Below are 23,790 nucleotides of genomic sequence, written 5' to 3' on the forward strand. Positions count from 1 at the left end.
CCTGGCCGCGCGGCGGGGGACACCGGCCACCGGAGACAGGGGAATGCGCCTGACCTGGGCGGATACAGGCTCACCTCAGGTGTCGGGCCCTGGACGGCGAGAGTTCACCCAGGGTTTACGAAACGAGACCGTTGCGTATCGGAATAGCTTGCGATACGGTGACGTTGCGAAACTTAGTCGTATCGAATTTAAGGACTCTCCATGGAAGTCAACACGGGGCATCCACGCCGATGGGGAATCCTCGGCGTGCTGGTGTTCAGCCTGCTGGCGGTCGTCCTGGACAACACGATCCTCAACGTCGCGATGAAGACCATCGCTGACAAGACGGTCGGTCTGGGCGCCACGCAGAGTGAGCTGGAATGGGCGATCAACTCCTACACGCTGGTGTTCGCCGGATTGCTGTTCACGTTCGGGGTGATCGGTGACAGGACCGGCCGCAAGCGCATGTTGTTCATCGGCATGGCGCTGTTCGGCCTGGCCTCACTGGCCAGTGCCTACTCTCAGGATCCGACGCAGCTGATCCTGGCCAGGGCGGCGATGGGCATCGGCGGTGCGGCGATCATGCCGGCCACGCTGGCGATCATCTCCAACGTCTTCCCGCCCGCTGAGCGGGGCAAGGCGATCGGGGTGTGGGCCGGTGGCGTCGGGATCGCGGTGGCGATCGGGCCGATCACCGGCGGGGTGCTGATCGAGCACTTCTGGTGGGGCTCGGTCTTCCTGGTGAACGTGCCGATCGTGGTGATCAGCATGATCCTCATCGCGACCGTCGTGCCCGAGTCGCGCGACCCGAAGCCGTCCAAGCTCGACCCGGTCGGCGTGGTGCTGTCGATCATCGGTCTGGTGGCCGTCGTGTACGGCATCATCCGCGGCGGCGAGCTGGCCACCGTGGCCAGCGCCGAGGTGCTGGTGCCCACCCTGTTCGGCCTGGCGGTGCTGGGTTTGTTCGTCTGGTGGGAGCGGCGCATCGACCACCCGGTCTTCGACGTGCGCAGCTTCGTCGACGCCCGGTTCAGCACGGCCATCGGCCTGATGGGCATCATGTTCTTCGCGATGATGGGCGGGATGTTCTTCCTCACGTTCTACCTGCAGATCGTGCTGGGGTTCACGCCGATCCAGGCGGGCGCGCTGATGATCCCGTTCGCCGCCGCTCAGCTGATCTTCGCGCCGCTCAGCCAGCGGGTGAACGAGCGCTTCGGCGCCAAGCTGTCGGCCGGCGTCAGCATGGGCGTGGTGGCGCTGGTGCTGGCCAGCTACGCGTTCATGGACCAGAACACGCCCGTAGTGCTGATCGAGGTCATCTTCTTCGTCCAGGGCGCCGCGATGGCCAACATCATGCCGCCCGCCACCACCGCCATCATGGAGTCGCTGCCCAGGGAGAAGGCCGGCGTCGGCTCGGCGATGAGCAACACCGTCCGCCAGGTGTCCGGAGCGCTCGGCGTGGCCGTGCTCGGCTCGGTGCTGTCGTCCAGCTACCGGGGCGGGATCGCGCCCGCGCTGGACGGGCTGCCCGCGGGCGTCCAGCACGCGGCCGGTGAGTCGATCATGGCGACGATGGGCGTCGCGCAGCAGCTGGGCGAACGGGGCCAGGCGCTGGTCCAGCCCGCGTTCCACGCCTTCGTCGAAGGCATGCACATCACGGCGGCGGTATCCGCGGTGATCGCGCTGATCGGCCTGGCCGTGGTGGTGCGGTGGATGCCCGGCAAGCCGCGCGCCGCCAAGCACGCCGAGCGGCGCGAACCGGTGCTGTCGTCCTCCTCCGGGTGAGAAGAAGCACCGGCCGATGCGGCGATCAGTCGCTCACGAGGGAGGCGGACGCGCGGAAGGCGCGTCACCTCCCCATGTCGGACCACAGCGCTCCCACGCTGTAGAGGTATGGTGAGGCCGCGATGTCGATCCAGGAATCCGCGACCGCCCGCCCGGCGGGCCGTCCGCGCAGCGAGAAGGCCGAGAAGGCGATCATCGAGGCGACCCTCGACCTGATCGCCGCTGGCATGGGCGTGTCCGAGCTGACCATCGAGGCGATCGCCGCGAAGGCGGGCGTCGGCAAGACCACCATCTACCGGCGCTGGTCCAACAAGGAAGACCTGATCGTGGACGCCCTGGCCACGCTCAAGGCGCCGATGCCCGAGCTGTCCGGCACGTCCGTACGCGACGACCTGATCAGCCTGGTCGAGGCGATGCGCAAGGAGTCGGGCGAGAAGCGCGGCCGGTGCGTGATGAACATCGCGATGAGCGAGGCCGACCGCTATCCCCGGCTGATGGAACGCTTCCTCAAGCGCGCCGTCGTGCCGCGCCGGGAGGCGATGCGCGCCGTGATCGAGCGCGGCGTCGCCACCGGCGAGCTCAGGCCCGACCTCGACGTCGACATGGGCATGGCGCTCATCTCCGGCGCCATGCTCTGGCACACCAAGTGGGGTCCCGCCGGCGCCCTCCCGCTCGACCTGGCCCAGCGCGTCGTGGACGCGGCCCTGGCCGGAATGGCGCCCTGAGGCCGCCGGTGGCCTGACGCGGTGGCCTGATGCGGTGGCCTGACGCAGCAGCCTGATGCGGAGGGTTGGTTCAGCGGTCTGGTTCGGCGGCCTTCTTCAGCGGCCTGATGAGGTCCTGCGGCGGAACAGCAGGGCCGCCGCGGGGAGGCAGACCGCGACGATGCCCGCGATCCAGACCGCGGCCACCGCCCCGGACGAGCCCATCGGCAGGTCCAGCAGCAGCGCCCGCATCGTCTCGATGATCGGCGTGAGCGGCTGGGCGTCGGCGAAGGCCCGCAGCGGCCCGGGCATGGTCTCGGCCGGGACGATGCCGTCCGACACGTACGGCAGGAACAGCACGACGAAGCTGAACGCCCCCGCGGCCTGGGAGGAGCTGACCAGCAGCCCCCAGACGGCCGCCAGCGCGGACATCGCCAGCACGTACCCCGTCACCAGGACGACCACGAGAGCCCAGTCGGCGGGGGTGGCGTCCGGGCGGAAGCCGAGCAGCAGCGCGGCGGCCAGCGCGATGGCCGAGGACGCCACGTTGCGGATCACCGAGGCCACGACATGGCCGGCGGGGACCACCCAGCCGCTGATGGGCAGGGTACGGAACCGGTCGAGCATGCCTCCCGTCATGTCCTCGGCGATGGTCACGGCGGTGAGGGCGGCGCCGTACCCGCCGGACATCAGCAGCACGGCGGGCACCACGAAGTCGATGTAGTCCAGGCCGCTGGACCCGGTCGTGATCGCGCCGCCGAACACGTACACGAACAGAATCATGATCATCACGGGCAGGGCCGTGTTGACGATGAGGGCGTCCAGGACGCGCGTCTCCCGGCGCAGATCCCGGACGACGAGACGGCGCAGGTCGCGCGCGGCGGTGACGGGGATGCTCATGCCGGGGCCGCCTTGTGCTCGGACGCCGGCGTTCGTGTCGAGGTCGCCGGGTGCTCGGACGTGGGTGTTCATGCCGCGACCGCCGTCAGCTCGAAGAAGACGTCGTCCAGGGTGGGGGTGCGCAGTTCGACGTGGGCGACGGCGATGCCCGCCGCGTGCAGGGAGTCCAGTGCGCGGCGCAGGTGGTCGGGGTCCTGGACGGCCAGCGTGAGCTCCCCCTTCTCCGTGTCGAGGTGGGCGCCGTACGTGGCCAGCGCGGCGGCGGCCGCGGGCAGGTCGGCGGGCCGGGCCGGACGTACGGCCAGGCGTTCCGAACCGACCTGGCGTTTCAGCACGGCAGGGGAGTCGTCGGCGACCACCCGCCCGCCGTCGATCACCACGACGCGGTCGGCGAGGTGGTCGGCCTCCTCCAGGTACTGCGTGGTGAGCAGGATGGTGGTGCCGGTGGCGAGCAGTTCGCGGATGACCGACCACAGCTCGGCGCGGCTGCGCGGGTCGAGCCCGGTCGTCGGCTCGTCGAGGAACAGGATGGGCGGCTCGGACACCATGCTGACCGCCAGGTCCAGCCGCCGTCGCATGCCGCCCGAGTACGTGCCGGCCAGGCGGCCCGCGGCGTCGGTCAGGCCGAAGCGTTCCAGCAGCTCTTGCGCCCGCGCGCGGGCCCGCCGGCCGCCGAGGTGGTTCAGGCCGGCGAAGAGCTCGAGGTTCTCCCGCCCGGTGAGCAGGTCGTCGACGGTGGCCTGCTGCGAGGTCAGCCCGATGGCCCGGCGCACCGCCACGCCCTCGCGCGTCACGTCATGCCCGGCCACCGTGGCGGTGCCGCCGTCGGGGGCGAGCAACGTGGTCAGGATGCGCACGGTCGTCGTCTTTCCCGAGCCGTTCGGCCCGAGCAGCGCGACGAGCGAGCCGGTGGGCACGGTCAGGTCGATTCCACTCAGCACCGGCGTGGCCCCGTACGACTTGGTGAGACCCCGTGCCACGATGGAATCTGTGAATGACTTACTGTGTATGACGTTCATAGTTTCAACATAGTGCAGAATCCCAGGGAGTGAGTCAAGGAGGACTTTCGATGGCGGACGGACGGTCACTGCCCCCCGTGCTGCAGCGGATGTGGGGCCGCGAGCCCGCGCCGCGCAGGGGGCCGCGGCCACGGCTCGACCTGACCATGATCACCGCCGCCGCCGTCGAGATCGCCGACGCGGACGGGCTGGCCGGCGTCTCCATGAGCAGCGTGGCCGGGCGGGTCGGGGTCGCGACCACCGCCCTCTACCGCTACGTGGCCAGCAAGGACGACCTGCTCACGTCGATGGCCGACGGCGTGGTGCCCGCCCCGCCCGACCCGGCGGGCCTGCCCTGGCGCGACTACCTCGCCGTGTGGACCAGAGCCCAGCGCGACATCGTGCTCGATCACCCCTGGCTGCTGGCCGTCACCCGCTTCGCACCGCCCCTGGGCCCGCGCCGGCTGCTCTGGCTGGACCGGGCACTGACCGCGCTCGACGGCACGGGCCTCGACGACGGCGAGAAGATCAACGTGGCGAGCAGCCTGACCGGCTACGCGCTGACCGACGCGGCACTCACGCACACGCTCGCCTCGGGCTCTCCCGAGCTGGTGGACAGCGGGATCGAGGGCGCCACCGCGTACGGGGAGGTGCTGGCCGAGGTGCTCGACCCGGAGACCTATCCCGCCCTGTCGGCGGCCATGCGCTCGGGCGTCATGGGCGGCGCCGAGGGCTGGACGGACGCCGACGACTTCCGCTTCGGCCTCGACCTGCTGCTCGACGGCATCGAGCAACTGATCGCACGGCGCGCCTCGGGCCGGTGACGCCGGAGGGGCGTAGTTGCTCGGTGAGCAGACGGCGGACCCGCTCGGGGCCGATCCTGCCCGGTGAGACGTCAGCCCCTGAGCGCCCCGGTCCGGAGGTGCGTGCCCTCTGGGGCGCCTGTTTCTATGACGCTGTCCAGGAGCTCTGGGGGCGGCCCGAGGAGACGTGGGCGTCGCCGGGGTCGATGGACGAGCAGCGCGGGGACGTTCCCCTGAGACCTTTGCCGGCGATGGCAGGGGTCAGGCGTCGGACGGGTGCCGGCGATGGTGGGGGTCAGGCGTCGGACGGGTCGCGGAGGGCGAGGGCCTCGGCGTCGGTCAGTCCCTTGCGGGCGGCCACTCGCCGGCGCGCCCGTACCTGCGCGCTCGTGCGAGGGCGGAACTTGGGCTCCTGGCCGCATCCGCACGGCTCGAACCCCTCGTACCGCAGCCCGGCCGCCAGCACGGCGGCCACGGCCCGCCAGCCGCGCTCGTCACCCCGGCGCGGCGCGGCGAAGTCGTGACCGGCGAAGAGCATCGGCTTTCGGCAGCGGACACAGCGGCTCTCACCCGAGCGCCACGGCTGCTTGCAACTGCGGCGACAGGGGACGCACACGTAGTGGACCTTGTAGTGGACCTCGGCGTAGGTGCACATGAACGCCAGGCTACCGGCCGGACGATCACGACCGCAGGCCGTTTTCCGGCACCCGGCCGCTCCCATGGGCCGGCGTCATGACCGGTTCGACGCCGGTGTGGAGTGGGGATCGCGCTGGCGCAAGGCGGAGGTGAGCATGGTGTCGAGCGCCTGCTGGGACGTCCGCAGGCGGTCGATCTCGGCGGCGATGCGCTGCTGTTCATGCCGCAGGTCGGTGACCATCCCGGGGCAGCCGGTCGGGACCATCCGTTCGCCGTCGTCGTCGTGCACGCAGTCCAGCAGGCGGGCGATGACGGCGGTCGGCAGGCCGGCGGCGAGCATCGCGCGGATGTGGCGCACGCCGGCCACGTCCGCCTCCGTGTACTCGCGGTAGCCGTTGGGCAGCCGCCGGGGCCGCAGCAACCCCTGCTCCTCGTAGTAGCGCAACAACCGCCTGCTCACCCCGGTCTCGCGCGCCAGGTCGCCGATCTTCATGCGTTCGCCTTGACCTTCACATCGATGTGACGCCTTACCGTCCCGACTGTCAGTCGCAACAACGTCAAGGAGGAGATCGATGCCGGGAGCGGTCATCATCGGGGCGGGTCCGGGAATCGGGCGGTCCGTCGCCCGCCGGTTCGCGAAGGAAGGACTGCGGGTGGCTCTCGTCTCCCGTACCGGCGGCACCCTCGGCCTGGAGGGGGCGCTCGCGTACCGGGCCGACAGCGCGAACGAGGACGAACTGCGCGCCGCACTCGACGCGGCGGCGGGGGAGCTCGGGACGCCGGACGTCGTGGTCTACAACGCCGCGATCATCCGCCGCGACTCGCCGGCGGAGGCGAGCGCCCGCGTGCAGCTCGACGCGTGGGCGGTCAACGTGGTCGGCGCGCTGGTCACGGCCGCGCACGTGGCCCCCGCGATGGCCACACGGGGCGGCGGCACGTTCATCGTGACGGGCGGCATGCCCGAGCCCAAGGCCGGCTACGTCAGCCTCTCCCTCGGCAAGGCGGGCGTGCGCACGCTGGTGGCCTTGCTGGACGAGGAGTACGGACCATCCGGCGTCCACGCGGCCAGCGTCACCGTCGCCGGCCCCGTCGGCCCCGGCACGGACTTCGACCCCGACGACATCGCCGAGCACTACTGGCGCCTGCACACGCAGCCGCGCGAACGGTGGGAACGGGAAGTCCTCCACGACGGCACCACGTAGGAGCGGAACGGCTGGCTGGGGGTTGTTCGGTGAGTGGTGTGTACGTGGTCTGGGCGATTCGCGGGTCCACCTGCTGGGCGATCCGGTTCCCAGCGGGGGCTGCGACCACAGGCGGGCCGGCTCCGCCGAGGCGTAGCGGCCGGCCAGGTTCGGTGGTGCACATGGCCAACGGCTGGACGACTGACCGGAGACCGGTAGAGCAGGGTGCCGCCTTGCGGACGTGGCTGTCTTCGAGCGGGTTCAGCGGCCGGCGGGGGGCTTGGTGGTTCGTGTGGCCAGCCGCTGGACGACTGACGGGAGACCGGTAGAACAGCGCGCCGCCTTGCGGGCGCGGTTGTTCTGAAGCGGTTTCTGCGGCCGGTGGTGGGGTCAGGTGGTGAGTTTCCAGAACCAGCCGAGGGGACGCAGGCCCAGTCGTTGTGCCACTCGCTGGGAGGAGTGGTTGTCGGCGCTCGTGCTGTAGAACAACCGGAGTCCGGGCAGCATCCCGGCCCAGACGGCGGTGGTGGCGGCGGCGTAGCCTCGGCCCCGGTACGCGGGTGCGGTCCAGGTGCCGGCCTCGGCTCCGGCCGGGGTCAGGCGGGCGGTGTGGCAGAGGGCCGCCACCTCGCCGTCCTCGACGATCATCGCCCAGGGTGCGCCCTCGCCGCCGCTGACGAGTTCGTCCCACTCGTCGGGGTCCCAGCCCTCGGCCCGCAGCGGACGTACGAGTGCGGCGTGCGCGGGCTCGTCCGACCTGAGCACGTCCACGGGGACGTCGTAGCGGACGGGTGGCGTCACCAGATAGCTCGGCCCGCCCGACACCGCCACCCCGTCGCCGCCCAGCAATGCCCGGCAAGCCTCCAGCACGCCAGGCACCGCCCCGAATGCCGCTGTCCCGGACGCCGCCTTGATCGTTGTCTTGCGCTCCGCCCCGATGGCTGTACCGGGCGTCGTCCCCGTGGCCGTTCCGATGGCCGTACTGGGTGTCGTTCTGATGGTTGTCCCGGGCGTTGTATCGATTGCCGTCTCGGATGTCGCCCCGAAGGCCGTCTCGGGCGCTGTCCCGGCGGCTGCCTCGGACGCCGTCCCGATGGCTGCACGGGATGCCCTTCCCAGGGCTGCTCCGGGCGTCGTCCCCGAGGTTGTCTCGGGCGCATCTCCGGAGACTGCCTCGTCCGCTGTCTCGTTGGCCGTCTCAGACGCTGGCCCTGAGGTTGCCTCGGAGGTCGTCTTGCTGGCTGCTCCGAGTGGCGTCTTGGGCGTGGCTCTGGAGTTTGACTCGGGTGCTGTGCCAGAGGGTGTTTCGAGTATGGCCTCGTCAGGTGGCTGGGGTGTTGGTGTGGTGGCGAGGGTCAGGAGGGCTTGGGCGAGGGGGGCGGGTAGCTGGCGGGAGACGGCGGCGGTCAGGCCGTCGGCTGCCACGGCTATCACCATGGACTCCGGGCCGGGGAGGCGGCCCTGCTCGTCGAGTTGCCAGATGACGCCCAGCTCGATCCGGAGGAGGTCGGTGTCTGATGGGTTGTCGGGCGGCGGAGTCGTGGACACCTCAGGCATCTGATCAGCTTAGGAAATCGGTGGCGGCGACCAGGGTGAAGGGGATGGTGGCGGCCACCCGGCCGTTGACGATCACGTCGAGCTCTCTGGCGCCCGGTGGCTCGTCGCGGGTCGTGACCGGGCGGAAGGAGTGGCTCTTGCGTACGGTGAACGTGTCGCCCGGGCCGGCCGCCTCCCGCTGGCCCAGGTGGAAGACGCGGCGCGAGCCCGTGCGTCTGACGGCGTATTTCAGCAGCACCGGCCCGGCCGCGCCCGCCGTGACCGTGACGGTGAAGCCCAGTTTCCCGCCCACGGGCACGGTGTCGGCCTCCAGGACCAGCCCCTCGACCGCGCCGCTGCCCGGCGTGGCTCCCACCAGGGTCAGCGCCTCGGGGTGGCCGGAGCGCAGCAGGCCGCGTACCGCATGGCGAAGGACCTTCTCCACGTGGGAGCCGCCGTCGGAGCGCCAGCGCGCCAGCAGCCGGATCGCCGCCTCCGGGTGGTCCTTGGCCAGGTCGTTGACGTGGTTGGCGACCGAGCGGCGGACGTATTCGCTCGGGTCGTCGCGCAGCCGGTCGAGCAGGGGCAGGGTCGGCCCAGGCGTCATCAGCCAGCCGACCCGCCCGGCCCAGGGCAGCCGGGGACGCGAGCCCTCGGACGCCAGCCGTCTCAGGTGCTCGTCCGGTGACTCCGCCCAGCCGTACATGATCTTCAACGCGTCGTCGCGATAACGCTCCAGATAGGGGCGTACGGCGAACTCGCCCGTGGCGTGAGGGGTCAGCACGGCCAGCGTGTCCATCGCCTCGTGCAGGTGGTCGAGGCCCCTGCCCGCCGTGTGCTCGGTGGCGGGCCAGCCGCTCCACATGTCCAGCCGCGGCCCCGACCGGACGCACTCGCGGACCAGCTCGGCCGCCTCCGGATAGGGGAGGGGCAGGGCGTCGTGGAGCGCCGTGGCGACGTGGGTGACGCGCGCCTTGAGCTCCAGCCCGTCGAGCCCGGCCAGGGCCTGCTCGACGAACCGGTCGCGGGGGAAGCGGCCCCAGGCCGCGGCCAGCCCGTCGGCCAGCACCGACACGGACTGGAGGTTGATCATTTCTTTCAGAGGTTGAGCCACGCGGCAACTGTGCCAGGCGGCACCGACAATTCATCGACCTGATCGATCTGATTGATCTGGCTGCGGCCGGGGCCGGCGCATCGCTGTCGTCGTCGATCCTCAGGAGCCGTTTGGCAACCGGTGCTCACTCGCCGTCGATCAGCGGGTGCTGTCCACTGCCGGTGATCAGTCGTCGTCGCCGGTGATCGGCGGGCGTCGGTCAGGCGTCGTCGCGCAGGCGGGTGAAGTAGTCCTGCATGGACGGGTAGTAGGCGTCGAAGCCGGGAGCGGGTGAGCCGTCGCGGGAGGCGACGAGGAGGTCCAGGTAGTACTCCCAGCCGGGGCCGATGTCGCCGATCCCGTCCTCCGATTCCAGGTGCTGGACGAAGCGCAGCTCGGTCACGCCCTCCTGCTCGGTCAGCAGCAGTTCGAGGTGCCAGGCGCCGGCGTCGTCGAGCGAGGAGATCGCCAGCCGGCGCGGTGGCTCGCACGCGTCGATGCGCATGTCGTACCAGGGCATCTGTTCCTCGTAACGCAGCTGCACCTTGATCGTGTTGCCGGGCGCCGCGTCGCCCTCCCACGGGCCGAACCAGCGGGCCGTGCGGTCGGACTCGGTGATGCTGGCCCACACGTCCTCGGCGGGCGCGCGGAAGGTCCTGGTGAGGACGAGGTCGCTGCCTTCCTCCGTGCGGAACAGTCTGCCTGTGGGGATGGGGCTCGGGCTCATGCCGAGTGTTCCTCTCTGTCGGTCGTGCCACTTGTGCTGCTCGGACTGCTGGTCCTGCTCGTGCCGGCGGTGTCGCGGCGTTCGCGGCGGGTCCGGTAGACCTCGGTCTCCAGCGCGTCGAAGCGGTGCTCCCAGCCGGACGGGCGCACGAACGCCGCCAGCCAGGCGACGAGCTCGGTGAACGGCTCCGGGTCGAGCGTGTAGAAGCGCTGCCTGCCGACGAGCTCGTCGCGGACCAGCCCGCTCTCCCGCAGCACCCGAAGGTGGCGGCTCACGGCGGGTCTGCTGATCGCGAACTGCCCGGCGAGTTCGCCCGCGGTGAGCCGTCCGTCTCTGAGCAGTACGAGGATCCGCCGCCGCACCGGATCCGCGATCGCTCCCGCTACCTCGTCCACCCGGAAAGCGTAACTCACTGGTTACGCTTTCCGCCAGAGGATATCCAGGCATTCGGTCGGTACGCGACAAGTCACGCCAAGGCGGGCACCTCGCGTCGGAGCTTGTCGGGCCAGGGAAGAGCGCCATGACGTCGCGGGGCACACGGGTGGCTCATGGGTGGGGGCGGCCAGGCCCCGCAAGGGGGCTGCTCGAAGCCGGGCGGCACTTCGGCGCGTCGCGATGGACCACACGAAGACGGCACGCGGCGACGGGTCGGACAACACGGCGGGTGGCGAGGGTATGTGTGCCGCTTCGTCGCGAGCCGACGGGCCCGGGCGGCGGTAGGCGAGGGCGGGGCGTGCGGCGGTGGGGCAGTGGCGGGGCGTGCGGCGGGCAGGGCGCGGTGCGGAGCGGGCGCGGTCGTCAGGGACGTCCGCGCCCTCGCGTTCCGCACCGGCGACGGTCCCGTCCCGTTGCCGGTCCAGGACCATCGCCGGTCCAGGACCGTCGCCGGTTCCGCGCCTTCGCCTGCCGGTCCCGTCGCCGCGCCGGCCCTCGCCGCCGCGCGGTGGGCCGAGCCTCAGCCGGTGGTCTCCCGCCAGCGGTTGGTGATGGGCAGACGGCGGTCGCGGCCGAAGTTCTTCGGGGTGATCTTCGGGCCGGGCGGATACTGGCGGCGCTTGTACTCGGCCACGTCCACCAGCCGGATCACCCGCGTGACCAGGTCGGGATCGTGGCCGGCCGCGATGAGCTCCTGGGAGCCCATGTCCTTCTCGACGTAGTCGTCGAGCAGCCGGTCCAGCACCTCGTACGGCGGCAGCGAGTCGGTGTCGCGCTGGTCCGGCCGCAGCTCGGCGCTGGGCTCCTTGGTGATCGAGTTCTCCGGGATCGGCCGGTCGACGGCCAGCAGGAAGCCCTCGTCGGAGTGGGCGTTGCGCCACCTGGACAGCTCCCACACCATGGTCTTCGGCACGTCCTTGATCGGGGCGAAGCCGCCGGCCGAGTCGCCGTAGAGGGTGGAGTAGCCGGTGGCCAGCTCGCTCTTGTTGCCGGTCGTGAGCACCAGGTGGCCGTGCTCGTTGGACAGGCCCATGAGGATCATGCCGCGTACCCTGGCCTGGAGGTTCTCGGCGGCCAGGCCGGACAGCTCGATCTCCTTCTCGAACGCGCTGACGATGTCGGCGATCGGCGCCACCCGCGACGTGACGCCCTGCCTGCGCACCAGCTCCTCGGCGTCGGCCAGCGAGTGGTCGGAGGAGTAGCGGGAGGGCATGAGCACCACGTTGACCCGCGAGGGCCCGATGGCGTCGGCGGCGATGGTGGCGGTCAGGGCGGAGTCGATGCCGCCCGACAGGCCGAGGATGACCGACTCGAAGCCGTTCTTGGCCACGTAGTCGCGGACCGCGAGCACGAGCGCGGAGTAGACCTCGGCGTGCAGGTCGAGCCGTTCGGCGACGCGGCGGGGCTCCGGCTCGTAGGGCGCGAGGGGCTCGGAGGAGAGGATCAGCCGCTCGACGGTGATGGTGGAGCCGTCGCCCGCGTCGTACGGGTAGGCCCCGGGCTCGGCGTCCGCGACCGGCAGGCCGTCGAGGTCGACGACCAGCAGTTCCTCCTTGAACTGGCTGGCCCGCGCCACCGGCTCTCCCGTGGCGTCCACCACGATCGAGTCGCCGTCGAAGACGAGCTCGTCCTGCCCGCCGATCTGGTTGACGTAGGCGAGGGCGCACCCCGCCTCGCGGGCCCGCCGCGCGCACAGCTCCAGCCGTACGTCGTCCTTCTCCTTCTCGTACGGCGACGCGTTCGGCGCCACCAGCAGCCCGGCCCCGGCCTGCCCCACGACGGACACGGGACCCCCCTCCTGCCAGAGGTCCTCGCACACCGCGATGGCGACGTCGACCCCGTGCAGCCGGAAGATCGGCAGCCGATCACCCCGCACGAAGTAGCGGTATTCGTCGAACACCCCGTAGTTGGGCAGGTGATGCTTGGCCGTGCGGGTCACCACCTCCCCTCGGTGGAGGAGGGCGGCGGCGTCGAGCGGGGCGCCCTTGGGCTGCCCGACCCTGGGCGCCAGGCCGGCCCGGTCGACGTAGCCGACGACCACGGGCAGGTCGCCCAGGCCCTCCCGCTCCAGGCGGCGGGCCACCTCCTCCAGCGTGTCGATACTGGCGTCCACGAAGGACGTGCGCAGCACGAGGTCCTCGACCGGATAGCCGGTCAGGAACATCTCGGTGAAGACGACGAGGTGAGCTCCACGCTCGGCGGCGTCGCGGGTCCACGCGACCAGCCGGTCCGCGTTGGCGCTCAGGTCGCCTACGGTCGGGTTCGTCTGTGCCAGGGCAATGCGCAGTTGTGCCACGTGAACAGCCTAGTATGCCGCCTTTTTTATCGTCAAAGCGACGAAAAGCGGCTCATTTGGCTCCCGGTGTGACCAGCCCCGACTCGTACGCCGCCATCACGAGCTGTGCCCGGTCGAACAGCCCGAGATGTTCCAGCAGCCCCTTGACCACGAGACCCACCTCCTCCTCGGCCAGCGCGAGCGTCTGACCGATCTGCCGGTCGGTCAGGCCTCTCGCCACGAGTTTGAGCACGTCGAGCCGGTCGTCGGAGAGCCCGGCCAGCGCCGGGGGAGAGGCCGGGTCGGTGCGCCCGGCGAACGCCGCGATCAGCCGCGTGGTGACCGCGGGGTCGATCAGCGCGTCGCCCGCCGCCGCGGCCCTGATCGCGGCCAGGAACTGCTCGGGCGCCGACGTCTTCAGCACGAACCCGCTCACCCCGGCCCGCAGCGCCGCGTACAGGTTCTCGTCGCTGCCGAACGTGGTCATCATCACGACCTTCGGCGGCCGTTCGCCGGCCAGGATCCTGCGGGCCGCGGCCAGGCCGTCGAGGCGCGGCATCTGGATGTCGAGCAGCACCACGTCGGGCCGCTGCTCGCGCGCGGCCGCGATCGCCGCCTCGCCGTCGGCCGCCTCGCCGGCCGGCTCCACGCCCGCCTCGCTCTCCAGCATGGCCCGCAGCCCGGCCCGTACCAGCGCCTGGTCATCGGCGACGAGCACACGCAGCACGCCGGATTCATGAACGATTGCCGGGGCCTGGGGTTCGTCCAGGCGCTGGGCCAGCATGTCGGCCTCCAGGCTCTTGAGCCCGGCCGACAGGTCGAGGCCCAGTTCCTCCCGCCACACCGCGCGCGCCCTGCGCAGCGCCGCCAGCGCGTCGCCCTGGCGGCCCGTCCGGTAGAGCGCCACGGCCAGCAGCCGCCAGGCCTCCTCACGCAGCGGGTACGCCGACGCGTGCGCCTCCAGGTCCGCCACCAGCGACGTCGCCCGCCCCAGCGCCAGCCCGGCGCCGGCCCGCCGTTCGACGGCGATCAGCCGCAGCTCCTCCAGCCGGCTCGCCTCGGTCGCGGCCCAGCTCAGCTCCCCGAACTCGGCCAGCGCCGGCCCGCGCCACAGCCCCAGCGCGCTCTCCATGGCGGCCCACACCTGCGCGGGCGTGCCGTCGGTCCGCATCAGCGCCTCGAAGTGCCAGGCGTCCACCTCCTCGGTACGGGCGCGCAGGGCGTACCCGGGAGAGGCGGAGACCAGCACCCCGGCCTCCTCGCGGGGCGCGCGGCCGGGTTCGAGGGCGCGGCGCAGCCGTGAGACGTACCCCTGGATGGTGGACAGCGCCTGCGCCGGCGGGCTGCCCGGCCAGAGCTCGTCGATGAGGGTGTTGACGGGGACGGCCCGGCCACCGGCCACGAGCAGGCGCGCGAGCACCGCCCGCTGCCGCTGGCCGCCGAGGTCGAGAGGGGCGCCGTCGGCCCAGGCCTGGAACGGTCCGAGAGCGGTGAAGGTCAGCATGTCAGGCGTAACTGTAGAGGGGACAGCGGGTCCGGGTACATGCCGACATTTCACCATCGGTCCCGCAGCGCATCCGGGGCCGGCCGAACGCCGCCCCCGGCCCGCCCAGCAGCGGGCGCCGGGCCGTCGGGCTGGGTCAGCGGCGTCTGATGGCCGGGCCGAGCAGGAGCATGCCGATCGCCGCGGCGAAGCCGACCCCGCCGATCGTGAACCACAGCGCCCGCGACCCCAGCTCCAGCAGCGGCCCGCCGAGCAGCGGCGCCAGCACCGCCGCCAGCGACCAGGCGAACCCGAACAGCCCCGCGTACCGTCCCCGCAGCTCGGGTGGCGCCAGCCGGGCCACGACGGCGCCGGCGATGCCCGCCGTCATGATCTCGCCCGCCGTCCACACGGCGATCGTCACCGTCAGACCCAGCGTGGTGGTCACGTACGCGGTCATCGCGAACCCGACCCCCATCACGGCCAGCCCCGTCGCGAGCGTCCTGGCCGGGTCCCTGCGGCCCAGCCACCCCGACGCCAGCGGCTGCACGAGCACGATGAGCACCCCGTTGAGCGCCATGGCCGTGCCGAACTGGCCGGCCGTGAGCTTCACCACCTTGGTCATCGCGACCGGCAGCATGGTCATCGTCTGCGAGTAGACCAGCGCGTTGCCCAGCGCCACCAGCGTGAACCCGACCATGACCCGGTCGCGCAGCACCATCAGGAACCCGCCCGCCGAGTGGCTGCCCTCGGGCCTGGTCTCGGGCACCGCCCGCCACACCAGCACGGCGAAGACCACGCCCGACAGCGCGTCGATCCAGAACAGCCAGATGAACCCGATCCCGGCCAGCCAGCCGCCCGCCGTCATGCCGACCGAGTAGCCGAGGTTGATGCCCCAGAACAGCAGCCCGTACGCCCTGGGCCGCTCCTCGGGCGAGACCAGGTCGGCGACGAGGGCGTTCGAGGCGGGCCGGTAGACGTCGATCACCAGGCCGAGCACGAACATCGAGGCCAGGATCGCCGGCAGCGACGTGCTGTAGCCGAGCGCCAGCATGGCCGCGGAGGTGGCCAGCATGCCGCCGGACAGGGTGGCCCGGCGCCCGATCCGGTCGGTGAGCACGCCCGCGACGACCTGCGACACCAGTGACCCCGCGCCGAACACGCCCATCACCAGGCCCGCCGCGACGACGGACAGGCCGCGGCTCTGGGTCAGGTAGACGCCGGTGAACGGCATGACCATGGTGCCCAGCCGGTTCACCAGGGTTCCGCCCCACAGGGCCCAGAAGGGGCGAGGCAGGCCGCCCAATTGCGCCCGCAGGAAAGGCGGCCGCTCCACTGTTGCTCTAGACACGGGAGCAAGCGTTATATGTCGGCATTAGGAGGGCGAACGATTTAGTGCACACTAAAAGGATGACCGTCACGTGGACCCTCAAGCCGGAGGACGTCGCGCGCATCCGGTTCGCCTTCTCGCCGATGTGGGAGCTGGTGGCCAGCCTGCGCACCCTCCAGCAGCCGGCCAGGCAGTCCATCCACCTGCCCTGGCTCAAGGCCGTCCGCGCCAAGGTGGACGGGCTCGACCTGTCGGAGCTGCTCGCGCTCGTGCCGCCGTCCGGCTACCTGGCCGACTTCATCACCCCGCCGCCCGACACGCCGATGCCCGACTTCCCGGCCGAGCTCGACCGGGTCAGGCAGGCGGACCCGGCGCGGGCCGCGGAGGAGGCCGCGAAGGTGCGCGGCACCGACGCCGCCGTGATCGCCCGGTTCACGGCCGACCCGGCGGCGGGCGTGGCCAGGGTCGCCGACGCGCTGCAGACGTACTGGGACGAGTGCTTCGCCGAGTTCTGGCCCCGTGTGTACGCCCTGCTCGAACGCGACGTGCTGCGCCGCTCGCGGCAACTGGCCCAGGGCGGGGCGCGCGAGCTGTTCGCCGGCCTCGACCAGGCCGTGGTGTGGACGGGGGAGCGGCTGGTCATCGAGCGGCCCTGGTGCGAGTCGGGCGAGCTGCACGGCGACGGGCTCGTGCTGGTGCCCAGCGCCTTCTACTGGCCGGCCGTGGCGGTGATGACGGCGCCGTACCAGTCGACGCTCGTCTATCCGGTACGCGGCGTCGGGACGCTGTGGGAGCAGGGCCCGCCGCCCGCGCCGGGCGCGCTGGCCGCGCTGATCGGCAGGAGCAGGGCCCAGATCCTGCTCGCGCTCGCCGAGCCCGCCACCACCTCCGCGCTCGCCGGCCGCATGGCCCTCACGCCGGGCGCGATCAGCCAGCACCTCGGCGTGCTGAGCGGAGGCGGGCTCGCGGTGGGGATGCGGCTCGGCAAGCAGGTCGTCTACCGCCGCACCCCCACCGGTGACGCGCTCGCCGGCCAGGCGTGACGCCTTCGGCTCCAGCGCGCACCGATCAGGCGACTCCAGCGCTCACCCGGTCAGGCGTAACGCTTCGACTCCAGCAGCCAGTCCAGGTGGGCGCGCGGCGCCGCCAGGTAGGCGCAGGCCACCTTGCTGACGTCTCTGGCCGCCTTGGGCTCCAGGTCGTCCAGCGGCAGCCGCCTGGCCGCCTCGCTCATGTCCTGGCAGCGCGCCGCGATGCGATCGAGCACCCACGCCGTCGCCGCCCGCTCGCCCAGCCCGAGCTGGCGCATCGCCAGCACGACGAAGTTGTGCACGTCGCCGTGCTCCTTCGGCCGCGAGGCCACGTCGTTGCACCACGCGGTGACGTCGCTGCAGGCGTCCACCAGCCGCTGCCACGGCTCCGACTCGTGCAGCCAGCCCGGCACCTCCACCCGCAGGCACGGCTCCACCAGGTCGTACAGGTAGGGGCCCACCGTGCCCCTGCGCAGCGCCGGGTACTCCTCCAGCGTCGGCATCCGCCCGGCAGCCCGGTTCTCCGCCTCCGTACGGCAGGCGTCGTACTGGCGCTGCAGCCCCACCGCGAACCTGGCCCGCCACCGGTCGCTCATCCGCGCGCTCGTCACCCGCCACAGGTCGGCGAAGGCCGCCTCCAGCGGATGGCGCGAGGCGCCCTTGAGCATGCCGTGGAAGACCTCCAGCGGGCCCGACCGCTCGTCCAGCTCGTCGTCCAGGTGGAAGAGCCAGGTCAGCCACTGTGCGAACAGCGCCGCCGCGGCCGCGTCGAACTCGGCGAACGCCCGGCCCGCCATGCGGTGGTAGCCCACGTCGGGGTCGGCGCGCAGGCCGGTCCGCCTGGCCCAGTCGATCACCGCGGCCTCGATGGCGTACACGGCCGGATGCATCCGGCACGGCGCCGCCATGGCGGGCACCCGCTCGGTCAGCGGCAGCAGCGCCTGGGCGGCCGGGCCGCCCCTGCGCGGCAGCGGCAGCATGGACGCCAGGGCGGAGCGCAGGGCGGTGCGCACGGTGGCCAGCACGGTGGTGGTCATCGTGCCCGTCGTGCCGCCGCCCGTGCCGCCCGTGCCGCCGGTGTTGCCCGTGGTGGTGCTCGTCGTGGAGGTCATCGTCGTGCTCACAGCCGCCTTCACCGGACTCTCCGCCGGACTCGTCCCCGGGCTCTCGCCCTGGCTCTTGGCCGGGTCCTGCTCCCGGTCCTGCTCCCGGCTCTGCTCCGGGCTCTGCGCTCGGCTTTTCACGGGGTGCTTCACAGGGGCCCGTAGAGCCAGTTGCCCGCGGCGTTGGGGTCGTCGCTGCGGTAGTAGTCGGCGGCGGCCAGGACCAGCTCGTCCACGGTGAGCGCGCCCCTGCCCGCCCGGTCGAGCCGGTCGAACGCCTCGTCCACGTCGTCGTAGGCGACGCCGAACGCGCACAGCATCGTCCGGAACTCGGCCGGCCCGATCCGCCCGTCGCCGTCGGCGTCGCACAACTCCGCCACCGCCAGCGTGGCCGGCTTGAACACCGGGTCGTAGCGGTCGCCCGTGACGAACGCCGCCGTCATCCCCCGCAGGAAGTCCGGGCGCGTGATGCCGGAGTCGCCGTCGCGCTCCAGCGCCTCCGACAGGGTGGCCCAGATGCCGTCGAAGCTGTCCACGAGGCTCGCCCCGGTGACCGAAGTGGGGGACTCCCCGAAGCCCACCAGGATGCGCGCGCCCAGCCCCAGCAGATCCTCACGCTCGACGACGCCGTTTCCGGTCGCGTCGATGTGGTCGAACGCCCGATCGAGCTTGTGATTGAGCAGGTCGATAGCCACCAATGCCTCCCCCGAGACTGACTGCGTGATCACAGTAAGTCGGGGCGGGGGGCTTTGTCAGCGAGGCTCGCACCGGCGCCCCCCGTAACGTGTGCGAAACACGGGCACGGCATGCTGGTATATAGCCTGTACTGTCAGTTCAAACGAGGGGATGCTGTGGACCGCCAGCAGGAGTTCGTGCTCCGCACGCTCGAGGAACGCGACATCCGGTTCATCCGGCTGTGGTTCACTGACGTGCTCGGCTTCCTCAAGTCCGTGGCCATCGCGCCGGCCGAGCTCGAGGGGGCCTTCGCCGAGGGGATCGGGTTCGACGGCTCCGCGATCGAGGGGTTCGCCCGCGTCTACGAGTCCGACATGCTGGCCAAGCCCGATCCGGCCACGTTCCAGATCCTGCCCTGGCGCAGTGAGACGCCGGGCGCCGCGCGCATCTTCTGCGACATCCTCATGCCCGACGGCTCGCCGTCGCACGCCGACCCGCGCTGGGTGCTCAAGCGCACGCTCGCCAAGTGCGCCGACATGGGCTTCACCTTCTACACCCACCCCGAGATCGAGTTCTTCCTGCTGAAGAACCGGCCGGAGGCCGGCCAGCGGCCCGAGCCGATCGACTCCGGCGGCTACTTCGACCACACGCCCCACAGCTCCGGCCACGACTTCCGCCGCCAGGCGATCATGATGCTGGAGTCGATGGGCATCTCCGTCGAGTTCAGCCACCATGAGGGCGCGCCCGGCCAGCAGGAGATCGACCTGCGTTACGCCGACGCGCTCACCACGGCCGACAACATCATGACCTTCCGCCTGGTCATGAAGGAGGTCGCGCTGGAGCAGGGCATCTGGGCCTCGTTCATGCCGAAGCCGTTCACCGAGCACCCCGGCTCCGGCATGCACACGCACATGTCGCTGTTCGAGGGCGACCGCAACGCCTTCTACGAGGCCGGCTCCGACTACCGGCTGTCCAAGATCGGGCGCTCCTTCATCGCCGGGCTGCTGCGGCACGCCGCCGAGATCACGGCCATCACCAACCAGTGGGTCAACTCCTACAAGCGGCTCTGGGGCGGCGCCGAGGCCATCGCGGGCCAGGGCGGCGAGGCCCCCTCCTACGTGTGCTGGGGCCACAACAACCGCTCCGCGCTGGTCAGGGTGCCGATGTACAAGCCGCACAAGGGCGGCTCGACCCGCATCGAGTTCCGCTCCCTCGACTCGGCCTGCAACCCCTACCTGGCCTTCGCGCTGATCCTGGCGGCCGGGCTCAAGGGCATCGAGGAGAGCTACGAGCTGCCCGCCGCCGCCGAGGACAACGTCTGGACGCTGACCAGCGCCGAACGCCGGGCCCTAGGCATCCAGCCGCTGCCCGGCTCGCTCAACGACGCGATCGAGGTCATGGAGCGCAGCGAACTGGTGGCCGAGACGCTGGGCGAGCACGTCTTCGACTTCTTCCTGCGCAACAAGCGGTCCGAGTGGCGCGAATACCGCCGCCACGTGACCGAGTTCGAGCTGGGCCGCTACCTGCCGGTGCTCTGAGGCCGGTGCTCCGAGGCCCTGTGCTCCGATGCACGGGGCTCTGAGGCACGGGGCTCCGGAGGCCGGGTCTCCGAGATACGGGTCTCTGAGGTACGGGGCCGGGCGGGCTCGGCGGAGGCCGGCTCGAAGACGATGGCCCGCAGCAGGGCGGCCTGCGTCCGGTCGACGACGCGGACGCCCGCCGCGGGCGCCGGGTCGCCGCCTCTGACGCGCGTCATCAGCAGCTCCCAGCTGCGCTGATGGCGTGCGAACGTGCGCGGCGCCACCACGCGGCCGCGCTCCCGCTGGCCCGCGAGCGCCGCCTCCGGCGGCGCGTCCAGGAGCAGCAGGTGGAAGTCCGCGCCGTGCCTGCGCGCCAGCCAGGCGAAGCCCCGCAGCACGTACGCCCCGCAGCCCCGGTTGTGCGCGACGACCGAGTGACCCGCGAGCAGGGCCCGCCTGATGCGCCCGACGTGGGTGACGAACACCACGGCGCGGCGCAGCGGGTTGGGAGCCCAGGCGAGCCGGCCGTGCCAGTGCCGCTTCGACTGCGTGGAGTCGATCACCGCGACCGTGCCGGCCATGAGGGGGACGCTCTCCGCGCCGTGCAGCCCGTACAGGCGGCGCAGCAGCGTCGTCTTCCCCGCGCCCGGCAGCCCGGTCAGGATGACCAGGGATCCGGGCGGGAACCGCAACCTCGGCCCTGGCACAGACTCACCCCCGCAACTCGCCGTCTCGTCCGCCACGCCGCGTCAGCATAGGGCGTGTGCGGTTCCAGCCTCCCCGAGGAGGGCCGGGAACGCGCGCGGAAGCGGATATTCGACCGTTCCGTTCCGGTCACGGACCCTCCGGCCCACCGCCGTGGCGATCGGGGCGGGGGAATCGGGGGATTGGTCGCGAGACGTGGGAAACCCCGTTAAGGTACTGCCAACGCCTTGATCGGCCTCACTCCCCGAGCGGTTCGGAGTGAGGCCGATTTTCGTTGCTTCTGACCCCCGAGTCACATCCCAGCGATGTGCGACGCCTAGCGTCTGGATGCCCGGGTGGGGGAAGTTCCGAGCACCTTCGAGGCGTTATGGAGCTGTACGGAGCGACCGCCGGACCCCCACGCCTCTGGTAACCGGGCGTCCAGTAAAATCGGTCTGCTCTTTATGATATTTCCGGACTTTTCGCCGTGTGTGGCGATATAGGAGGGTGTGGCATGACGACGGCTGCCCTGCAGACCGTGTTGACCGTTCCCGAGCGCTACCGTGGTCCCGTGGGTCTCGCCAACGGCGGATGGATCGCGGGAACCATGGCCGAGGCGCTGAACGGTGGTCGATCAGCCGTCGAGGTCACGCTGCACGCCCCCACGCCGCTGGAGACCGAGTTGCGGCTGGGACACGTGGCCAACACCGTGTCCCTGACCCACGGCGACAAGCTGCTGGTCGAGGCGATCCCGGTGGCCGAGGACCTGGAGGGTCCCGCGTTCGTGCCGTTCAACGACGCGGCCCGCGCCGAGGCCGGATTCGCCGGGCTGAAGGCGCACCCGTTCGCCGAGTGCTTCGCCTGCGGCCTGCGCGAGCCGGGCGACGGCCTGCGCATCTTCCCGGGCCCCGTGGAGGGCACCGACCTGGTCGCGGCCGGATGGCGGGTGCCGCACACGGTGACGGGCGAGGACGGCGTGCCCGCCTCGATCGTCGGCGCGGTGCTCGACTGCATCTCCGGCTGGGCCCACTTCGGCCCGGGCGAGAGCGCCCTGCTCGGCCGGCTGGCCGTGCAGATCCACCGCCCGGTCCTGCCCGGCGGACGCTACTCCGTGGTCGCCCGCCCGACCGGCCGCGACGGCCGCAAGATGTTCGCCCAGAGCGCCATTTACGAGGCTGACGGCACCCTGGTCGCCGCCGCGCGCGCCACCTGGATCGCTCCACGCTAGACCGGAGTCACGAAGGTTCCCGGCCGTCAGGGCGGGGGCCTTCGTCATTCCTCGACGGCGAGTCCCCGCACGGGGTCACTCCGCGGCGGTGAGGTGGTTCACGACGGTCGTGACGCAGCGTTCGTCGAACAGGATCGTGTAGTGGTTGCAGTCCGGCACCAGCTCGTCCCGCAGCCCCGGCAGCCGGGCGGCCCACGGCAGGGCCAGGTCGTCGGGCAGCAGGCCGGTGTCCTGGTTCAGCAGCCCGCGCGGGGCCCGCAGCAGGCGCAGCGGCGAGGTGATCGCCTCCAGCGCGGCGGCGATCCGGTCCGGCTCCAGGCGCAGCCAGCGCCCGTCCTCCAGCACCGCCTCCCCGGCCGCCCGCGAGCGCAGGGCTCCGTCCGGCCCGGTCAGGTCGTAGCGCACGTACGCCTCCACGTCGGCGTTCCAGTTCCCGGCGAAGGCCGGATGCGCCTTGAAGAAGTCCACGTACGCCTCCGCCGACGGGTACGTGCGCCGCAGCCGCTCCAGCGCCGGGCCCAGCGTGGCCTCCGTGGCCGCGTCGGCGTCCATCCCCTCGGGCAGCGGCGGCAGCGGCAGGCCGCCGTCCACCAGCACGATCCGGGCGAAGTCGCGTCGCGCGCCGGCCAGCGCCGCCACGTACGCGCCCATCGAGTGCCCCGTCAGCACCGCGTCCCGGCCCGCCTTGACGTGCTCGGCCACCCGCAGCACGTCCTCGGCGTGCCGGTCGAGCCCGTACGGGCCGGGCAGGGAGGCGCTGTGGCCGCGCCCGCGCAGGTCCATCGCGACCAGCGACCAGCCGTCGGGCAGCCGCCGGCCGACCGCGCCCCAGGCCATCAGCGAGGCGGTGATCCCGTGCACGGCGATGATCTTGCGTGGCCCGCTGCCGAAGGTGGCGATCCGCAGGCCGCCGGCCTCATCGAATTCGACGCTCATGGTCGGAGCTTAGGTGCAGCTCAGCTGGGACGAATAGCCGGATAATGGGTGATATGCGGATCACCGTCATCGAACACGAGGCCGAGGCCGGTCTTGGGTACCTGGCCGGCTGGCTGGGACTGGCCTGCGAGGTCGTGCGGCCGTACCTGGGGGAGGAGGTGCCCGGCCGGGCGGCGGACGGGCTGATCGTGCTCGGGGGCGCCGCCGCGGCCTGGGAGGACGAGCGCAGCCCCTGGCAGCCGGCCACCCGCGACCTGCTGCGCCGGGCCGTGGACGACGGCACGCCCACGCTGGCCGTCTGCTTGGGCGCGCAACTGCTCACCATGGCCTGCGGCGGCACGGTGGAGCGCGGTGCGCACGGCGTGGAGGTGGGCCTGCGCGAGGTCGCCGCCCTGCCCGCCGCCGCCTCCGACCGGCTGCTGTCCGGTGTCGGCCGGGCCGTGGCGATCCAGTACCACCAGGACGCCATCACCCGGCTGCCCGACGGCGCGGTGCCGCTGATGACCGGCGATCCGTACCCGAACCAGGCCTACCGGCTGGGCGCGGCGGCCTGGGCGGTGCAGTTCCACCCGGAGGCCACGCCCGAGATCTTCGCCTCGTGGACGGCCGATCCGCCCCTGGAGGCGGGCGAGAAGCTGAACGCCGAGGTCGAGGCCGCCGAGAGCGCGCTGGTGTCGACCTGGCGACCGGTGGCACAGGCCTTCGCCGACGTCGTCAGAACCACCGCCCGCACCTGAGCTCGCGCGGA

24 protein-coding genes are annotated in these 23,790 nt (G+C 71.8%); 9 read left to right on the top strand and 15 right to left on the bottom strand.

What is annotated here, in order from left to right; translation table 11 throughout:
• Nucleotides 1–201 precede the first annotated feature (201 nt).
• Nucleotides 202–1,764, top strand: coding sequence for an MFS transporter (locus B0I32_RS22385; RefSeq protein WP_106242518.1), 1,563 nt, complete (start codon nt 202–204; stop codon nt 1,762–1,764).
• 122 nt (nt 1,765–1,886) lie between these two features.
• Nucleotides 1,887–2,489: a TetR/AcrR family transcriptional regulator gene (locus B0I32_RS22390; protein WP_106242520.1), complete on the top strand. Its 603-nt coding sequence runs from the start codon at nt 1,887–1,889 to the stop codon at nt 2,487–2,489.
• Nucleotides 2,490–2,585: 96 nt separating this feature from the next.
• Here B0I32_RS22390 and B0I32_RS22395 read toward each other — a convergent pair whose 3' ends face one another.
• Both B0I32_RS22395 and B0I32_RS22400 read right to left on the bottom strand, forming a co-directional pair.
• A complete protein-coding gene (locus B0I32_RS22395) occupies nt 2,586–3,440 on the bottom strand; it encodes an ABC transporter permease (RefSeq protein WP_245955957.1) in 855 nt (284 codons plus the stop codon).
• Nucleotides 3,437–4,387 carry an ATP-binding cassette domain-containing protein gene (locus tag B0I32_RS22400; protein ID WP_106242525.1) on the bottom strand — a complete coding sequence of 317 codons (951 nt, stop codon included), beginning with the start codon at nt 4,385–4,387 and terminating at the stop codon, nt 3,437–3,439. The genes B0I32_RS22395 and B0I32_RS22400 overlap by 4 nt, the downstream gene beginning before the upstream one ends.
• Before the next feature lie 50 nt (nt 4,388–4,437).
• Between B0I32_RS22400 and B0I32_RS22405 the strand changes: the two genes are divergently transcribed.
• On the top strand, nt 4,438–5,190 hold the full coding sequence (locus B0I32_RS22405; protein ID WP_106242527.1) for a TetR/AcrR family transcriptional regulator: 753 nt from the start codon (nt 4,438–4,440) through the stop codon (nt 5,188–5,190).
• A 274-nt stretch (nt 5,191–5,464) separates the two neighbouring features.
• Here the strand turns inward: B0I32_RS22405 and B0I32_RS22410 are convergent, their stop codons facing one another.
• Together B0I32_RS22410 and B0I32_RS22415 are read right to left on the bottom strand one after the other, a co-directional pair.
• Nucleotides 5,465–5,824, bottom strand: a complete 360-nt coding sequence (locus B0I32_RS22410) for a hypothetical protein (RefSeq protein WP_219911955.1) — start codon at nt 5,822–5,824, stop codon at nt 5,465–5,467.
• A 75-nt stretch (nt 5,825–5,899) separates the two neighbouring features.
• Nucleotides 5,900–6,298 carry a MerR family transcriptional regulator gene (locus B0I32_RS22415; protein WP_106242531.1) on the bottom strand — a complete coding sequence of 133 codons (399 nt, stop codon included), beginning with the start codon at nt 6,296–6,298 and terminating at the stop codon, nt 5,900–5,902.
• Between the two features lie 79 nt (nt 6,299–6,377).
• On the opposite strand from B0I32_RS22415, the gene B0I32_RS22420 reads away from it, so the two are divergent.
• Nucleotides 6,378–7,007: an SDR family NAD(P)-dependent oxidoreductase gene (locus B0I32_RS22420; RefSeq protein ID WP_106242533.1), complete on the top strand. Its 630-nt coding sequence runs from the start codon at nt 6,378–6,380 to the stop codon at nt 7,005–7,007.
• A gap of 369 nt (nt 7,008–7,376) precedes the next feature.
• Here the strand turns inward: B0I32_RS22420 and B0I32_RS58930 are convergent, their stop codons facing one another.
• Nucleotides 7,377–7,856: a GNAT family N-acetyltransferase gene (locus B0I32_RS58930; RefSeq protein ID WP_219911956.1), complete on the bottom strand. Its 480-nt coding sequence runs from the start codon at nt 7,854–7,856 to the stop codon at nt 7,377–7,379.
• A gap of 67 nt (nt 7,857–7,923) precedes the next feature.
• Between B0I32_RS58930 and B0I32_RS22430 the strand changes: the two genes are divergently transcribed.
• Entirely contained in the window at nt 7,924–8,547 is a 624-nt protein-coding gene (locus B0I32_RS22430) for a hypothetical protein (RefSeq protein ID WP_106242535.1), read from the top strand.
• Here B0I32_RS22430 and B0I32_RS22435 read toward each other — a convergent pair whose 3' ends face one another.
• From B0I32_RS22435 to B0I32_RS22460, 6 genes are all read right to left on the bottom strand, one after another.
• Nucleotides 8,548–9,636: a DNA alkylation repair protein gene (locus B0I32_RS22435; RefSeq protein ID WP_146178270.1), complete on the bottom strand. Its 1,089-nt coding sequence runs from the start codon at nt 9,634–9,636 to the stop codon at nt 8,548–8,550.
• A gap of 199 nt (nt 9,637–9,835) precedes the next feature.
• Nucleotides 9,836–10,342 carry an SRPBCC family protein gene (locus B0I32_RS22440; RefSeq protein ID WP_106242541.1) on the bottom strand — a complete coding sequence of 169 codons (507 nt, stop codon included), beginning with the start codon at nt 10,340–10,342 and terminating at the stop codon, nt 9,836–9,838.
• Entirely contained in the window at nt 10,339–10,737 is a 399-nt protein-coding gene (locus B0I32_RS22445) for a metalloregulator ArsR/SmtB family transcription factor (RefSeq protein ID WP_106242544.1), read from the bottom strand. The genes B0I32_RS22440 and B0I32_RS22445 overlap by 4 nt, the downstream gene beginning before the upstream one ends.
• A gap of 560 nt (nt 10,738–11,297) precedes the next feature.
• Entirely contained in the window at nt 11,298–13,073 is a 1,776-nt protein-coding gene (locus B0I32_RS22450; RefSeq protein ID WP_106242546.1) for an NAD+ synthase, read from the bottom strand.
• A gap of 52 nt (nt 13,074–13,125) precedes the next feature.
• A complete protein-coding gene (locus B0I32_RS61435; protein ID WP_106242548.1) occupies nt 13,126–14,556 on the bottom strand; it encodes a BTAD domain-containing putative transcriptional regulator in 1,431 nt (476 codons plus the stop codon).
• Between the two features lie 136 nt (nt 14,557–14,692).
• Nucleotides 14,693–15,886 carry an MDR family MFS transporter gene (locus tag B0I32_RS22460; RefSeq protein ID WP_106242551.1) on the bottom strand — a complete coding sequence of 398 codons (1,194 nt, stop codon included), beginning with the start codon at nt 15,884–15,886 and terminating at the stop codon, nt 14,693–14,695.
• Nucleotides 15,887–15,945: 59 nt separating this feature from the next.
• Between B0I32_RS22460 and B0I32_RS22465 the strand changes: the two genes are divergently transcribed.
• The gene (locus B0I32_RS22465; protein WP_106242554.1) at nt 15,946–16,908 is read left to right on the top strand and encodes a DUF5937 family protein; all 963 of its coding nucleotides are present in this window, start codon (nt 15,946–15,948) and stop codon (nt 16,906–16,908) included.
• 50 nt (nt 16,909–16,958) lie between these two features.
• Here B0I32_RS22465 and B0I32_RS22470 read toward each other — a convergent pair whose 3' ends face one another.
• Together B0I32_RS22470 and B0I32_RS22475 are read right to left on the bottom strand one after the other, a co-directional pair.
• Nucleotides 16,959–18,140, bottom strand: coding sequence for a terpene synthase family protein (locus tag B0I32_RS22470; protein WP_245955958.1), 1,182 nt, complete (start codon nt 18,138–18,140; stop codon nt 16,959–16,961).
• An 8-nt stretch (nt 18,141–18,148) separates the two neighbouring features.
• Nucleotides 18,149–18,694 carry an EF-hand domain-containing protein gene (locus tag B0I32_RS22475; RefSeq protein WP_106242556.1) on the bottom strand — a complete coding sequence of 182 codons (546 nt, stop codon included), beginning with the start codon at nt 18,692–18,694 and terminating at the stop codon, nt 18,149–18,151.
• A 156-nt stretch (nt 18,695–18,850) separates the two neighbouring features.
• Here B0I32_RS22475 and glnA point away from each other — a divergent pair, with 156 nt between their 5' ends.
• On the top strand, nt 18,851–20,212 hold the full coding sequence (gene glnA / locus B0I32_RS22480) for a type I glutamate--ammonia ligase (protein WP_106242559.1): 1,362 nt from the start codon (nt 18,851–18,853) through the stop codon (nt 20,210–20,212).
• On the opposite strand, the gene B0I32_RS22485 is transcribed toward glnA, so the two are convergent.
• Complete coding sequence (locus B0I32_RS22485; protein WP_146178271.1) at nt 20,194–20,901, bottom strand: AAA family ATPase; 708 nt, start codon at nt 20,899–20,901, stop codon at nt 20,194–20,196. The two genes, glnA and B0I32_RS22485, sit on opposite strands and share 19 nt — an antisense overlap.
• Nucleotides 20,902–21,392: 491 nt before the next feature.
• Here B0I32_RS22485 and B0I32_RS22490 point away from each other — a divergent pair, with 491 nt between their 5' ends.
• Nucleotides 21,393–22,106 carry a PaaI family thioesterase gene (locus B0I32_RS22490; protein ID WP_106242561.1) on the top strand — a complete coding sequence of 238 codons (714 nt, stop codon included), beginning with the start codon at nt 21,393–21,395 and terminating at the stop codon, nt 22,104–22,106.
• 75 nt (nt 22,107–22,181) lie between these two features.
• Here B0I32_RS22490 and B0I32_RS22495 read toward each other — a convergent pair whose 3' ends face one another.
• Nucleotides 22,182–23,042, bottom strand: coding sequence for an alpha/beta fold hydrolase (locus B0I32_RS22495; protein WP_106242563.1), 861 nt, complete (start codon nt 23,040–23,042; stop codon nt 22,182–22,184).
• 53 nt (nt 23,043–23,095) lie between these two features.
• On the opposite strand from B0I32_RS22495, the gene B0I32_RS22500 reads away from it, so the two are divergent.
• Complete coding sequence (locus B0I32_RS22500; protein WP_106242565.1) at nt 23,096–23,779, top strand: type 1 glutamine amidotransferase; 684 nt, start codon at nt 23,096–23,098, stop codon at nt 23,777–23,779.
• The last annotated feature ends 11 nt before the right edge of the window (nt 23,780–23,790 follow it).

The sequence above is a fragment of the Nonomuraea fuscirosea genome (assembly GCF_003001935.1).
Taxonomy (GTDB): domain Bacteria; phylum Actinomycetota; class Actinomycetes; order Streptosporangiales; family Streptosporangiaceae; genus Nonomuraea; species Nonomuraea fuscirosea.